Raw genomic sequence first — 13,884 nt, 5'->3', positions numbered from 1 at the left:
GCGCCCGGGCTGCCCCGGGTATCCGGAGTTCTGCCCCCAGCGCCAGGCCGGCCCGCGCCCGGGGTCAGCGGGGCGGCGTGCTGCCGCGGACGATGACCTCGAGGGGCAGGGCGGGCTCGTCGGGCGCCCACTCCGGGTCGGTCGCGGCGTGAAGGGCCCGGTAGCCGAGATCCTCGAGGGGCACGCGCACCGTCGTGAGACCCGGGCGGATGTCGCGCCCGGTGGCGATGTCGTCGAAGCCGGCGACGGCGATGTCGGCGCCGACCTGGCGGCCCGCGTCACGCACGGCCGACATGACGCCGATCGCGACGACGTCGCTGATGCCGAAGATCAGCGTTCCGGCGGGGACGTCGCCGCCCAGCAGCTCCGTCGCTGCGGCGTAGCCCGCGTCTCTCGTGAAGCCGGCGCGGTGCACCTCGCGCACGGTGCCCCCGGCCGAGGTGAACCCGTCGGTGAAGCCCGCGACACGGTCGTCGGATGTGCGGATGCCCTCGGCGGCCGCCACCACGATCGCCTCTCGGTAGCCGAGCCCGGCCAGTCGGGCACCGAGTGCGGCCGAGCCGCCGCGGTTGTCGACGGCGACGGAGCGGGCCGACCCCCCGCCGGGGCCGACCACGACGACCCGGCCGCCCATCTGCGAGAACGCGTCGAGCTCGCCCTGGAGGCCGACGGCGTCGGGGCCCTCCACGCGCGACGCCGCGAGGATGAGTCCGCGCGGGCGCTGACCGCGCAGCGCGCGGACCAGCTTGACCTCGCGCTGCGGATCGCGTTCGGTGATCGCGATGGTGACGACGAGGCCCGCCTCATCGGCCCCGCGGGCGACGCCCGACGCCAGCTGGCCGAAGTAGGGGTCGGCGATGTCGGCGACGAGCAGTGCCACGATGGCTGCCGTGCCGCGGGCGGTCGCCTGCGCGGACAGGTTGGCGGTGTAGCCGAGCTTGTCGGCGGCGGCCTGAACGCGGTCCCGGTAGCTCTCCGCGACCTTGCGGGTCGAGCCGTTGAGCACGCGCGAGGCGGTCGCGAGCGAGACGCCGGCCTCGCGCGCGACGTCATGCAGGGTGGCCGCGCCTCGGGTCGGCGCGATGATGTCGCTCACGAGGCAGAGTCTAGGGCCTGTATCCGGTCGAGGCGAGAGTTTGGTAAGCGATTTCCGAAACTCCGTTTCCCGCGCTTCTCGGCCGCTCCTTCCGCGGCGAGGCCGTGCCGTGCGTCAGCCCGTGACGCGGGCTCGCAGGTGCGGGGAGACGGATGCCGCGAACCCCGCGGCGGTGCGCTGCACGGCGACGACCGGGTCGGTCGCCCAGATCTCCTCGTTGAAGATCTCGACCTCGATGTCGCGGTCGTAGCCTGTCGCCTCGACGGCGCGGGTCAGCGACGCGAGGTCGATGACACCGTCGCCGGGGTAGTGACGGCTGAGCAGCACGTCGGCGGGAAGCGGCGTCTTCCAGTCGCACACCTGGTACGTCGCGATGCGGCCCTCGCGGCCGGCGCGTTCGATCGAGGTGAGCACGTCGGGGTCCCACCAGATGTGGAACGTGTCGACGGTGGCGCCCACCACGGCCGGGTCGAAGTCGGCCGCGATGTCGAGCGCCTGGCCGAGGGTCGAGACGACGCAGCGGTCGGACGCGTACATCGGATGCAGCGGCTCGATCGCGAGCGTCACACCGGCGGCCGCGGCATCCGGGGCCAGCTCGCCGATCGCGTCGCGCACGCGCTCACGGGCGCCGACGAGGTCGCGCGAGCCCTGGGGCAGGCCGCCCGCGACGAGCACGAGGATCGCGGTCGACCCCTCGGCGCCGGCGGCGGCCAGAGTCGCAGCCTCTTCGATCGCGACGCGGTTGTCGTCGATCGAGGTACGGCGCGCGGGCCCCTCCGGCATCGTGAAGAAGCCCGACCGGCAGTGCGTGGTGAAGCGCAGCCCCGAGTCGGCGAGCATCGACGCGGCGGTCGCGAGGCCGACCTCCTGCACGGGCTCGCGCCACAGGCCGATCGCCTCGACGCCCGCCTCGGCGGTGACCCGCAGTGCGGTGGCGAGGTCGGCGTGCTTGATGGTGGCCTGGTTGATCGACAGGCGCGGGTCGATGCTCACGAGATCACCCCCGGCACGTCGATGCCGTTGTGCCGCAGCATGCCGTGCCACCGGACGGCGGCGAGCTCGGGCTTCTCGAGCGCGAGCGAGGAGTTGGCGAGCTCGACGATTCGCGACAGGTGCGGCAGGCTGCGCGCGGAATGCAGCCCGCCGACCATCTGGAATGCGGGCTGGTGGCCGTTGAGCCACGACAGGAACGCGACGCCGGTCTTGTAGTAGAACGTCGGCGCGGCGAACACCTGGCGGCTGAGCTCCTCGGTGGGCTCGAGGATCTCGAGGTAGCGCGCCGGGTCCCCGGCGTCGAGCGCCTGGATCGCCGCAGAGGCGACCGGCGTGATCGTCGCGAAGGCGCCGAGCAGGGCGTCGGAGTGCTGACGAGCGGATGCCGCGTCCCGCTCCGGCTGGCGCGCCTGCGGCACGTCCCGCCCGCCGATGAGGCCGACGTAGTTGAAGTCGTCGCCGGTGAACATGCGTACACCCTCCGGGAGGCGCTCGCGCACCGAGACCTCGGAGGCGGCATCCAGCAGGCTCATCTTGACGCCCGCGACCTTGCCGGCGTTCTCCTCGATGATCTCGAGCAGCACGGCGGAGGCCTCGCGCCAGTCCGGTGAGCCGAAGTAGCCCTCCAGCGCCGGGTCGAACGCGGTGCCGAGCCAGTGCAGCACCACCGGCACTGTCGCCGACTGCAGCACCTCGCGGTACACGCGGCGGTAGTCCTCGGCCGACACCGCCACGCGCGCGAGGTGGCGCGACGCCATGAGGACCGGGCCGGCGCCCTGCTCCTCGGTGAAGTGGAGCTGCTCCTTGTAGGCGTCGACGACCTGCGAGAGCGAGATGCACTCGGCGTCGACGTGGTCGGTGTTGACGCCGACGACGACCGCGCCGCCCTCCTCGCGGGCGACCTGCGCCGAACGCGCGATGAGGTCGCGCGTCGCCGCCGCATCGAGGCCCATGTTGCGCTGCGCCGTGTCCATGGCGTCGGCGACGCCGAGACCCCACGAGTACACGGCGCGGCGGAAGTCGAGCGTCGCGTCCCAATCCACCTCTGCCGGACGGCCGGGGGTGTTGTCGGCCCACGTGCGGGGGACGACGTGCGCGGCCGCGTACGCCACGCGGCTGCGGAGCGGGCCGCCGGGCCTGGTGTAGCCCGGCGACTCGTTCAGGGCGACGGTCGAGAGCGACCCGTCACCTGCGAGGAGAGTGAGCTTCGGCATCCGCGGTCCTGATCAGTCCAGCGACAGCGTCGGCAGCTCGACCTTGCGGCCTTCGCGGCTGGACTGCAGGCCGGCCTCGGCCAGCAGCACGCCGCGCGCGCCCGAGAGCAGGTCGAACTCGTAGTCGGTGCCCTCGACGTACGAGACGAGGAACTCCTCCCACTGCTGGCGGAAGCCGTTCTGGAACACGTCGTTCGTGGGCACCTCCGCCCAGTCGGCGTCGTAGTCGTGGTCGTCGGCGAGGTCGGGGTTCCACACCGGCTTGGGCGTGGCGTTGCGGTGCTGGATCTTCGCGCCGAAGAGGCCCACGACGGCCGAGCCGTGCGTGCCGTCGACATGGAACTCCACCAGCTCGTCGCGCTTCACGCGCACGGTCCACGACGAGTTGATCTGTGCGACGATGTCGCCCTCGAGCTCGAAGATGCCGTACGCGGCGTCCTCGGCGGTGGCGGTGTAGTGCTCGCCCTTCTCGTCCCAGCGGTCCCGGATGTGCACCGCGGCCTGCGCGTAGACCGACTTGACCTCGCCGAACAGGTTCTCCAGCACGTAGTTCCAGTGCGGGAACATGTCGACGATGATGCCGCCGCCGTCCTCGGCGCGGTAGTTCCACGAGGGGCGCTGCGCGGGCTGCCAGTCGCCCTCGAACACCCAGTAGCCGAACTCGCCGCGCACCGAGAGGATCCGGCCGAAGAAGCCCGAGTCGATGAGGCGCTTCAGCTTCTGCAGGCCCGGCAGGTACAGCTTGTCGTGCACCACGCCGGTCTTGACGCCGGCCTCCTGCGCGAGCTTCGCGAGCTCGAGGGCCTCGTCGACCGTCTCGGCCGTGGGCTTCTCGGTGTAGATGGTCTTGCCGGCCGCGATCGCCTTGCGCAGCGCTGACGCGCGGGCCTTCGTCACGAGGAAGTCGGCGTAGATCTCCCACCGCGGGTCGGCGAGGGCGGCGTCGAGGTCGGTCGTGTAGTCCTCGATGCCGTGCTTGGCGGCGAGGTCTGCGAGCTTGGCCTCGCTGCGGCCGACGAGGAGCGGCTTGACGGTGATCTTCGTGCCGTCCGGCAGCTCGATGCCACCCTGATCGCGGATCGCGAGGATCGAGCGCACGAGGTGCTGCCGGTACCCCATGCGGCCAGAGACGCCGTTCATGATGATGCCGATCTCGCGCACCAGGGCGCGTGCCGGCGCCTCTGCCGAGGCTGGTGCGAGTGTCGTGTCGGTCATGAGGACCTGCTTTCTTCTGTGAAGGCTGTGGATGCCCGGCTCGCTGGCTTCCATTCCGCCGGGTAAACGCTTTCCAATAGTGTGACACGCAATCGGAGACCACGCAACCGCCCTTGCGCGCCCGCCCTGCTGAGCGTCATCGGTCGCTCTTCCCCTCGGGGACGCCGGCGACTTCGCGCCACAGGGCGCGCTGCTCAACGACGGCACTGTCAAGGGCGCACAGCGCTTCGCGAGACGCCGCCAGGCGTGCTGCGGCTTCTGCCGGCAGGTGCACCCCGGTGTCGCGCCGCAGGGGCAGCACGTGAAGTTCCACATGCGACGACGGCGCGGCGCCGATGTCGAAGAGGTTCACCACCAGTTGCGACCCGTCCCAGAACCGGTCGGTCGCCGTCGCCCCGTCGACCCGCAGCTGCGCGACGTCGCCCGCCCACGCGAGCCGGAGCACGGCGTCGTCCTCGACCCACGCAGGGATCTCGAGGCGGTACACCGCGGCGTGCGAGTCCAGCACGTCGTCGCCCGGGGCAGCCTGCCGACCCGCGCGCGACCCGTAGACGCCCGTCGGGACGGTCGACGCGCGCACGGTGCGGACGGGGACGGATGCCGCGACCGCCGTGCCCTCGACACGCTCCCACGTCGGGGCGTGCCAGCCTCCGCGAAGGTACTCGCGCACGTCGGGTGCCGAACCGCTCGCGCGCACCGATACCGATCCCGCGGCATCCCACGTCACCTCGTCGGCGCTGACGATGAGCCGCCGACGCCCGGCGGCCGCGTCGACCACCCAGGCATGCGCGGCGTCGTGGACCGGGATCACGAGCACGTCCAGGGCGGCGCCGTGGGGCTCTTCGATCCGGAGCGGGGGCCCGCCCGGCTCCAGCCGGTGAGCCAGGCCGTCGTGCGCGACCTCGACCGGGACGCCCGCGTCTTCGACGAGCACGAGCGTCGGCGCGGAGCCGCCCGCTTCGCCGTCGGGAAGCACGGTGACCGCCGAGGCGGTCGCCCAGTCGATCCGCACGCCGCCGACATCCAGCCCCAGCGGCCAGCGCGCGAGCGTGCCCGGCGGGATGTCGACCGGTGCGCTCGGGAACTCGACCGGGCCGCGCGGGGTCTGGATGCGGAACCGGGCGTCGCGGTACGTCGGGAGCGGCACGTGCGGCTGGTGCCACCCGATGAACAGGAAGCCGGATCCCTCCTCGGCGCGGACGGCCCACCGCAGCGTCGCGGAATCCTCGACGTCCTGCGGACCCTCCTCGGGCAGGTGCGACGGCGCCGGCGCCAGCCGGTCGCCGAACGCTCCGACGAAGGCGTGCTGCAGGCGAAGCGCGGCGTGGCTGGGCGCCAGGCGGCCGGCCTCGCCGATGGGTGCGTGGAAGTCGTAGCTCCGCCGGGTCATGTCGTTGGGGTAGCCGGTGGCCTGGGTCTCCTCGAGACCGGGTTCGGGGTTCGTGCCGCCGGCGTACATGTAGTAGCCCTGCCAGGCCGAGCCGCTGCCGAGCTTCGCGTGCGCGATGGCGGCGATGTCGTGCGCGTCCGGGCGGGGCCGGCGGTGATAAGCCGTGCCCATACCGCCGCCCAGCTCGCACGTGGCGGCGGGAAACCACGGCGAGAGCCCGGTGCGCGCCGCGCCGGCCTTGCCTCGCACGTCGGCGCCGATGCCCGGGTCGTCCCAGGTGTCGGAGAAGAAGTAGTGCGCGCGGAACGTGGGATGCCACGGCGCGCCCGGGTCCACCCAGAACCCGTCGCCGTAGCCGCCCCATAGGGGCAGCACCTCCGGGTCGGGGAGGTCGGCGCCGCCCCAGGCGGTGGCCGTCCACAGCGGAGCCGACATGCCGGCGTCGCGCGCCAGGCGCTTGAGCGTCACGAGATGACCGGGCTGGTCGTAGAGCTCGTTCTCGAGCTGGATCGCGAGCATCGTCGCCGGCGTGCAACGTCCTTCGAGAGCTCCCGCGAGCCGCGCGAACCACTCCCGCACGAGGTCGAGATAGGCGGGGTCGTCGGTGCGATGGGCGACGGGCGTCCGCTGTACCCAGTCGGGGAAGCCGCCGTTGCGCATCTCGCCGTGGACCCACGGGCCGATCCGCAGCACGAGCTCGAGTTCCTCGGCGCGCACGGCGTCGACGAAGGCGGCGACATCGTATCGCCCGTCGAAGCGCGCCTCGCCCCGGACGGGCTCGTGGTGCAGCCACGGCACGTACGTCGACACGACCGAGATCCCGCCCGCGCGCATCAGCCTCAGGCGCTCAGTCCACCGGTCGCGCGGCACCCGCGTGTAATGCAGCTCGCCCGAGACGGGCAGCCAGGGGCGGCCGTCCTTCACCAGCGCCCTGCTGGTCACGGTCAGGCCGGGTCGCAGATCCTCCTCGTTCGCCATGCGCGGGCGCCGCTCGGCGCGCGCGGAGCGCGTGGCGTCGACCGCGAGGATGGTGGGCGTCGCCGCCACCGCCTCCTCCGTGCCGGTCAGGGCGCTCATGAGAGCCGGACCGCCCACGACACGGCGGGAAGCGTCACGGTGAGCGTCTCACCGTCCACGGATGCCTCGGCCGCGCGCACGCCCACCCGCTCGGGCTCCTCGAGCGTGTTCGCCGCGTACAGGTCGTCGTCGTGCAGCAGATGGGACTCGACGATCGCGATCTCGCGGCCGAGGGATCGCATGAGCGGTTCGAGGTCAACGCGGAGGGTCGTGGCATCCGTCGTCGAACGGTTGACCAGGAAGAGCGACACCCCCTCATCGTCGATCGTCGCCACGGCGTTCACGGCAGCGACCTCGCCGAGCTTCTCGCTGCGGAATCCATCCGCCTCGACCGGGACCCGCACCGCCCGTCCCTGCGCGAGGTGTGATAACTCGTGCAGGCCGATCTCGTTCGTCTCGGTGGAGTGCCACGCGAGCTCGAGGCGGCGAGGACGCTCCGACACAGGCCCGATCCCGTCCTCCCACCGGTATCCCGAGACGAAGTTGCCGCCGCGGTAGCGGATGGTCGAGATGCCGAGCTCTTTCACGAGCTGGATCACATCCTTGCGGAAGCCCTGCTCGTCGGCAGACGGATGCCTCGGCTCGAAGATCCCCCAATAGACGTGGCGACCGAGGTGCTCGACGAACCCGCCGAAGAGGCGCCGGTCGATGTCGGCGATCTCGTAGTGCGGGTCGAGTCGGGCTGTGGCGTCGGTCATGGTGTTCTCTCGGATGGAAGGAAGGGGAGCGGATGCCTCACCCCGCGGCGCACGCGCAGATGGGAGGACGGTTGCCGCGGCGCAGCATGCGGCCGCGGCATCCGTCCCGCCGACCCCGGGGCCTCAGCCGAGAATGGCGTCGGCTTCTGCGAAGAACTGCGTCACGGCGTCGTCCACCGAGAGGGCGCCGAGGCCGATCGACTTGCCGAGATCCCAGAAGGTCTGCTCGAGCGAGCCGTAGCCCACGACCGGCACGGGCGGGGCGTCGCCGATGCGTTCGGCGGCGGCCTCGATGTAGTCGGCGACCTGCTTGTCGGGACCCTCGAGCGTCGCACCCTCGAGCTTCGAGGAGGAGGCCGGGAACCCGAGGGTCGTGCCGAAGATTTCGCCCGCCTCCGGGCTGTTCACGACGAAGTCCAGGAAGATGGCCGCGGCTTCGGGGTGCTCGGTGTTCTCGGCGATCGCCACCTGCAGACCTGCCTGACGGTAGAGATCCTTCGAACCCTCCTTGGCGGTGGGGGGCGCGACGATGGAGATCGACGAAGAGCCGGAGTCGGCGAGGTAGCCGCCGAGGAAGTTGCTCCAGCTCATCTCGCTCGCCGTGGTCGCGGCCCCGAAACCGGACTTGGGAGAAAGCTCCTCGAGCTTCTGCTGCGGCACCGTGACGCCGTCGCGGATGTCGTCGCCGGACTCCCAGAACTCGCGCAGCTCGTCCTCGGTGAAGCCCAGCTCGCCCTCGTCGGTGTAGAGATCGCCGCCGTTCGCGCGCAGCACGAGCTCGAACACCTGAATGCGCTGCGTGTAATCGGTGCCGCCGTAGACCGCGCCGCCTGTCGCGTCGGTCACAGACGCCATCCAGTCGTCGAAGTCGGCGAAGCTCGTGCCGGCCTCGGGCGCTTCGACGCCCGCCTGTGCGACGAGGTCATCGTTGACGAAGTTCGCCCAGAGGCTGTAGCCGGTGGGCAGGGAGTACTGCGTGCCGTCCAGCGCGCCCGACCCGAGGAGCGACTCGTCGAACGTCGTCGTGTCGATGTACTCCGACACCTCGGCGAGGTCGAGGAGGTTGCCCGACTCGCCGTACTGGCGCAGGTAGCTGTCGGAGAACTGGAAGACGTCCGGAAGGCCGCCGCCGGCGGCCTCAGTCTGCCGCTTCTCCCAGAAGCTCGGGAAGTCGGTGAACGAGGTGTTGACCGTGATGTTTGGGTACTCCTCGTTGAACGCCTCGATCAGCTGGTTGTAGCGCGCGGCGCGGTCGTCGTTGCCCCAGAAGGCGAAGTCCAGCGTCACCTTCTCGCCGGGATCGAACGCCGCGGCGTCGTCGGACGAGCCTCCGGCACATCCGGCGAGGACGAGGGCGGTGCCGGCCGCAAGGGCGGTCGCGGCAAGCAGGCGTGGTACGGGCATGGATGTCTCCAGTCTCGGTGGAAGGGCTGAGGGGTCAGACGACGGTCACCGCGTCCTGCGCGGCGGGCGCTTCGGGCTCCGCGGCGGCCACGGCGGGTACGAAGAGGAAGGCGACGCCCTGAGTGTCGAGCACGACGCGCTCGACTGCGAGGCCGCTCTCGGCATCCGTCCCCGTCACCGCCACCTCCACAGCGGTCTCGCCGTGATTGATGAGGGTCACGAGGTCGCCGCGGCGGGCGGCTTCCACGCCCTCGGGCAGCCCGTCGACGACGGGACGGGCGCCGGATGCCGCCACCACCGTCGCGACGACGGCGTCGACGCCGTCGGCATCGGGCTGCGTGGCGACGTACCAGGCTTCGCCCGTGCCGAAGCGGTGACGGGTGAGCGCGGGCGCACCGGCCCGGAGGCCCGAGTCGAAGGAGGCGACGACGGTCGCACCCGCCGGGTGCACGGACTCCGCCACGAGCCGACCGGTCCGCGGCTGGCCGCCGAGCGTGAACGTCACGCCGCCGCCCGACGGGGCGGCCGGTGAGGGCCCAGCGGTGAGCGCGCCGATCCCACTTCCGCCGGCGGACGCGCCGGGGAGGGCGCCGAAGTCCTCGAACCGCAGTCCGAGCACGGGGCCGAGCTGCGTGACGAACCCGCCGTCGCGGAACTGGTCGCGCGCGTCGACGATGTCGCTGAAGGGGCCGGTCAGGAGGGTGCCCCCGTCCTCGACGAATCGGGTGATCGCTGCGGCGCCGTCGTCGCGGAGGAGGTACAGAGCGGGCGCCACCACGAGGTCGTAGGCGCGATCCACCTCCTCCGGGCCGACGATGTCGACCTGGATGCCGCGGGAGTGGAACCCGCCGTACCACTCCAGGACCAGCGCGAGGTAGTCGATCTCGGTGGGGTGGTCGCGCTCCTCGACCGCCCACCAGTTCTCCCAGTCGAAGACGAGCGCCACTTGGGCGTCGCGTCCGGGTGCGGGCAGCTCGGGAAGGGCGGCGAGGCGGGCGCCGAGCTCGGTCACCGCGTTCCAGGTCCGGGTCTCGGTCCCGGCGTGCGGCAGCATCGCCGAGTGGAACTTCTCGCTTCCCGCGCGCGACTGCCGCCACTGGAAGAACATGATGCCGTCGGCCCCGCGCGCGATGGACTGCGCTGTCTCGGCGACCAGTGCCCCCGGACGCTTGCCGGGATTCGCGGGGCGCCAGTTCACGGCATCCGTCGCCTGCTCCCACAGCAGCCACGGCACTCCGGGCTTGAGCGAGCGCACCAGGTCGCGCTGGAACGCGGCGTCGCGGATGCGGTGCGGATCGGAGGGGTCGGGGTAGCAGTCGTCGGCGATGACGTCCATGTGCGGCGCCCACCGGCGGTAGTCCGCGGGCTTGAACGGGCCCATGAAGTTCGTCGTGATCGGCTGCGTCACGCCGGCGGCGAGCAGGATCTCGCGCTCCAGCAGGTAGCACTCCAGCAGCATGTCGCTGGTGAACCGACGCCAATCCAGCATCGACGACGGGTTGTGGCTGTACGGTGCGAGCCGCGGCGGGAAGATCTCCTCGAAGGAGCCGTAGCGCTGCGACCAGAAGCTCGTGCCCCACGCGTCGTTGAGCGCGTCGACGGTGGTGTGCTTCTTCTCGAGCCATGCGCGGTACGCGTCGCGGGCGGCATCCGAGAAGTCCATCCAGAGGTGGCACCCGAACTCGTTGCCGACGTGCCACATCACCACGGCGGGGTGGTGGGCGTAGCGCTCGGCCAGCCGGCGCACCAGCTCGCCGGCCAGGCGTCGGTAGGTCGGCGACGAGGGGGCGAAGTGCTGACGGCTGCCGGGCCAGTACGAGGCACCGGATTCGTCGGCGGGAAGCGTCTCGGGGTGGTTCTTGCTCACCCAGGGCGGGGGCGACGCGGTGGCCGTCGCCAGGTTCACGGAGATGCCGCCGGCGTGCAGCTTGCCGATGACGGTGTCGAGCCAGTCGAAGTCCCAGACATCCTCCGCCGGCTGGATGCGCGACCACGCGAAGATGCCGAGGCTGACGATGTTGACGCCGGCCTCCCGCATGAGGCGGACGTCCTCGTCCCACACCTCCTCCGGCCACTGGTCGGGGTTGTAATCGGCGCCGTAGAGCACGTCGAGCAGCTCCTTGTTCGGGATGCGGAAAGGGAACGGGTCAGTCGCGGCGACCCCGGCGCGCGGGGACCGCGACGACGGCGAAGGCGGCGCAGCCGAGACCGGCGAGGAGGAGCGGCGCGAGCATCCAGGTCACGACCGCGACGAGCGCGCCCGCCGCGGCGAGGTACACCGTGCCCAGCGGGTCGCGCACGACGGTGGCCGGGATGCTGCGCAAGGCGCCGCGCCAGCCGTGCTCGGGCGTCCACGCGCCGGCCGCGAGGAGCAGGGCGGTCGCTCCCACGATGAGCCCGGCCCAGCCGACGAGGGCGACGACGGGTCCGCCGGGAAGGGCGCCTGAGCCCGCGAGGCGGATGTCGAGCGTCAGCACGAGCGCGAGGACGACGCCCGCGAGCCCCACCGCGGTGCCGCCGGGAAGGGCCGCGCGCCAGTCGTGCCAGAACGTCCGCACGTGCGACTGCTCCGCCTCGACATACCGGCGGAGGTGACGGATGCCGGCGGCCAGCGCGGCCGGCAGCGTCACGACGAGCAGTCCGGCGGCGGTGATGAGCAGCCCGGTGAGCAGCACCTCGCCGAACAGGGCGAAGGCGCCCTTCGCGCCGGGGAAGCGTGCGGGGTCGCGCTCTTCGAGCGTCGGTCCGCTGCCCGATGCGTCGGCACGGCGCGCGGCGCGGAGTTCTCGGCGGTCCATGGCGCCCTAGCCCTTCAGACCCTGCGTGGCGACGCCGTCGACGAGGAAGCGCTGGAACACGAGGAAGAAGAGGAGCACCGGGACCAGGGCGATGAACGAGGCCGTGACCGTGGCTCCGTAGTCGGCACCGCCCGACGAGGCGTCGTTGTAGAGGCGGAGGGCGATCGGAAGCGGATAGTTCTCTGGGCTGGTGAGGTACAGCAGGGGGCCGAGGAAGTCGTTCCAGGCCCAGATGAACGCGAAGATCGAGCAGGTGATGAGCGCCGGCTTGATCAGCGGCAGGATGATCGACCAGAAGATGCGGATGTGCCCGGCGCCGTCGATGCGGGCCGCTTCGTCCATGTCACGGGGCATCTGACGCATGAACTGCACGAGCAGGAAGACGAAGAACGCCTCGGTGGCGAGGAACTTCGGCAGCAGGATCGGCCAGAAGGTGTCGACCAGGTCGAGGTTGTTGAAGATGATGTACTGGGGGATGATCACGACGTGGAACGGCAGCAGCAGCGTGCCGATCATCGCGGCGAACAGGATGCTGAGGCCCTTGAACTGGATGCGGGCGAACGCGTACGCGGCGAGGGCTGACGAGACCACGGTGCCGATCACGGAGCCGACGGCGATGATGAGCGAGTTCAGGAAGAACTGCCACATGGGCACGCCGGCGATGCCCTCCATCACTTTGGCGTAATTGTCCAACGTCGGGTTCTGCGGGAGCAGGCCCGGGTTCTGGCCGAACTCGGCGTTCGGCTTGAAGGTCGACAGCAGCAGCCACACCAGCGGGTAGAGGACGATCGCGGCGAGCGCGAGCAGCGCGATCATCCAGATCACGGTCTGCCACGTGCGCCGCTTGACCTTGCGGCGGGTCGTCGGGGAGACCTTCGGGTCGGGGTCGACCTGGTTCTCGGTGAGGAGGAGGGCGTTCTCGCCGAACGAGGATGTGGTGCTCATCGGTTGTCTCCGGCGTAGTGGACCCAGGAGCGCTGGGTGCGGAACAGAATGACGGCGATGATCGCGACGACGATCAGCAGCACCCACGCGATCGCGGCGGCGTACCCCATCTGGCCGTCGGCGAAGCCGCGCTTGTAGAGGTAGAGGGTGATGAAGTTCGTCATCCCGGCGGGGCCGCCGGTTCCGTTGCTGATGATGTACGCAGACGCGAACACCTGGAACGCCCCGATCAGGCCGAGCAGCAGGTTGAAGAAGATCACGGGGCTCAGCATCGGGAGCGTGACCGCGCGGAATCGGTGCCAGGCGCCCGCACCGTCCATCTCGGCAGCCTCGTAGAGCTCCTTCGGGATCTGCTTGAGGCCGGCGAGGAAGATGACCATGGTGGCGCCGAACTGCCAGACCGCCAGCAGGATCATCATCGGCAGCACGAGGGCGGGGTTGCCGATCCAGCCGCCGATGTCGATGCCGAAGAAGGTGAGGGTGTTGTCGACCGGACCGTCGCCGGAGAACATCGCCCGCCAGACGATCGCGACGCTGACCGATCCGCCGATCAGCGACGGCGCGTAGAAGGCGGAGCGGAAGAACCCCGAGCCGCGGTCGCGGAAGTTCAGCAGCATCGCGACGCCGAGGGCGGCGGCGAGGGTGATCGGGGTGCCGACCAGCACGTAGATCAGGGTGATCTGCGCGGACTGCATGAACGCCGGGTCGGTGGTGAACATGCGGACGTAGTTGTCCAGCCCGATCCACCGGGGCGGCGAGAAGATGTTGTAGCTGGTGAACGACAGGTACAGCGAGTACACCATCGGCACGAGGGTGAGACCGAAGAATCCGATCAGCCACGGGATCAGGAAGCCGTAGCCCGCCAGCGTCTCGCGACGCTGCCGCGAGCGCTGACCCGGGCGCTCCAGCTGTTCCGGATGGCGCTTGCGGGACAGGGACCGGCGCGAGGACTTCTCGCCCGTGACGATGACTCTGGTCGCGGTGGTGCTCACGAGACTCTCCGATGCGGGGTTTCGGGGGGTTCCGGGCCCGGGTGCGCTGTGCGCGCCCGGAC

At 71.1% G+C, this 13,884-nt stretch carries 11 protein-coding genes and 1 pseudogene; all 12 read right to left on the bottom strand.

Going from position 1 to position 13,884, the window contains the following annotated elements:
• Positions 1-64: 64 nt before the first annotated feature.
• The gene (locus IR212_RS14630) at positions 65-1,096 is read right to left on the bottom strand and encodes a LacI family DNA-binding transcriptional regulator (RefSeq protein WP_194396595.1); all 1,032 of its coding nucleotides are present in this window, start codon (positions 1,094-1,096) and stop codon (positions 65-67) included.
• Between the two features lie 114 nt (positions 1,097-1,210).
• Complete coding sequence (locus IR212_RS14625; RefSeq protein WP_194396594.1) at positions 1,211-2,089, bottom strand: sugar phosphate isomerase/epimerase family protein; 879 nt, start codon at positions 2,087-2,089, stop codon at positions 1,211-1,213.
• The gene (locus IR212_RS14620; RefSeq protein ID WP_194396593.1) at positions 2,086-3,303 is read right to left on the bottom strand and encodes a dihydrodipicolinate synthase family protein; all 1,218 of its coding nucleotides are present in this window, start codon (positions 3,301-3,303) and stop codon (positions 2,086-2,088) included. The genes IR212_RS14625 and IR212_RS14620 overlap by 4 nt, the downstream gene beginning before the upstream one ends.
• Before the next feature lie 12 nt (positions 3,304-3,315).
• A complete protein-coding gene (locus IR212_RS14615) occupies positions 3,316-4,518 on the bottom strand; it encodes a Gfo/Idh/MocA family protein (RefSeq protein WP_194396592.1) in 1,203 nt (400 codons plus the stop codon).
• A gap of 136 nt (positions 4,519-4,654) precedes the next feature.
• Positions 4,655-6,985 (bottom strand): beta-galactosidase, encoded by a 2,331-nt coding sequence (locus IR212_RS14610; RefSeq protein ID WP_228479346.1) that lies wholly within the window; start codon positions 6,983-6,985, stop codon positions 4,655-4,657.
• The gene (locus IR212_RS17165) at positions 6,982-7,365 is read right to left on the bottom strand and encodes an alpha-L-arabinofuranosidase C-terminal domain-containing protein (protein ID WP_228479578.1); all 384 of its coding nucleotides are present in this window, start codon (positions 7,363-7,365) and stop codon (positions 6,982-6,984) included. The genes IR212_RS14610 and IR212_RS17165 overlap by 4 nt, the downstream gene beginning before the upstream one ends.
• Positions 7,351-7,683: pseudogene (locus IR212_RS17160) on the bottom strand (alpha-L-arabinofuranosidase); the annotation flags it as partial. The gene IR212_RS17165 and the pseudogene IR212_RS17160, both read right to left, overlap by 15 nt.
• 123 nt (positions 7,684-7,806) lie before the next feature.
• Positions 7,807-9,087, bottom strand: coding sequence for an ABC transporter substrate-binding protein (locus IR212_RS14600; protein WP_194396590.1), 1,281 nt, complete (start codon positions 9,085-9,087; stop codon positions 7,807-7,809).
• Between the two features lie 34 nt (positions 9,088-9,121).
• Entirely contained in the window at positions 9,122-11,194 is a 2,073-nt protein-coding gene (locus IR212_RS14595; protein WP_194396589.1) for a beta-galactosidase, read from the bottom strand.
• A gap of 40 nt (positions 11,195-11,234) precedes the next feature.
• Entirely contained in the window at positions 11,235-11,885 is a 651-nt protein-coding gene (locus IR212_RS14590) for a DUF624 domain-containing protein (protein ID WP_194396588.1), read from the bottom strand.
• A 6-nt stretch (positions 11,886-11,891) separates the two neighbouring features.
• Positions 11,892-12,830: a carbohydrate ABC transporter permease gene (locus IR212_RS14585; protein WP_194396587.1), complete on the bottom strand. Its 939-nt coding sequence runs from the start codon at positions 12,828-12,830 to the stop codon at positions 11,892-11,894.
• Positions 12,827-13,822 carry a carbohydrate ABC transporter permease gene (locus tag IR212_RS14580; RefSeq protein WP_194396586.1) on the bottom strand — a complete coding sequence of 332 codons (996 nt, stop codon included), beginning with the start codon at positions 13,820-13,822 and terminating at the stop codon, positions 12,827-12,829. The genes IR212_RS14585 and IR212_RS14580 overlap by 4 nt, the downstream gene beginning before the upstream one ends.
• Positions 13,823-13,884: the final 62 nt, after the last annotated feature.

The sequence above is a fragment of the Microbacterium atlanticum genome (assembly GCF_015277815.1).
In the GTDB taxonomy this organism is placed as follows: domain Bacteria; phylum Actinomycetota; class Actinomycetes; order Actinomycetales; family Microbacteriaceae; genus Microbacterium; species Microbacterium atlanticum.
Note: the sequence above shows the minus strand (reverse complement) of the source record. Positions and strands in the feature narration are given on the sequence as shown.

Excerpts from the sequence above, each read along its gene's own strand:
- IR212_RS14590 (WP_194396588.1), bottom strand. The coding sequence starts at position 11,885 with ATGGACCGCCGAGAACTCCGCGCCGCGCGCCGTGCCGACGCATCGGGC.
- IR212_RS14585 (WP_194396587.1), bottom strand. The coding sequence starts at position 12,830 with ATGAGCACCACATCCTCGTTCGGCGAGAACGCCCTCCTCCTCACCGAG.
- IR212_RS14615 (WP_194396592.1), bottom strand. The coding sequence starts at position 4,518 with ATGACCGACACGACACTCGCACCAGCCTCGGCAGAGGCGCCGGCACGC.
- IR212_RS14600 (WP_194396590.1), bottom strand. The coding sequence starts at position 9,087 with ATGCCCGTACCACGCCTGCTTGCCGCGACCGCCCTTGCGGCCGGCACC.
- IR212_RS14610 (WP_228479346.1), bottom strand. The coding sequence starts at position 6,985 with ATGAGCGCCCTGACCGGCACGGAGGAGGCGGTGGCGGCGACGCCCACC.
- IR212_RS14620 (WP_194396593.1), bottom strand. The coding sequence starts at position 3,303 with ATGCCGAAGCTCACTCTCCTCGCAGGTGACGGGTCGCTCTCGACCGTC.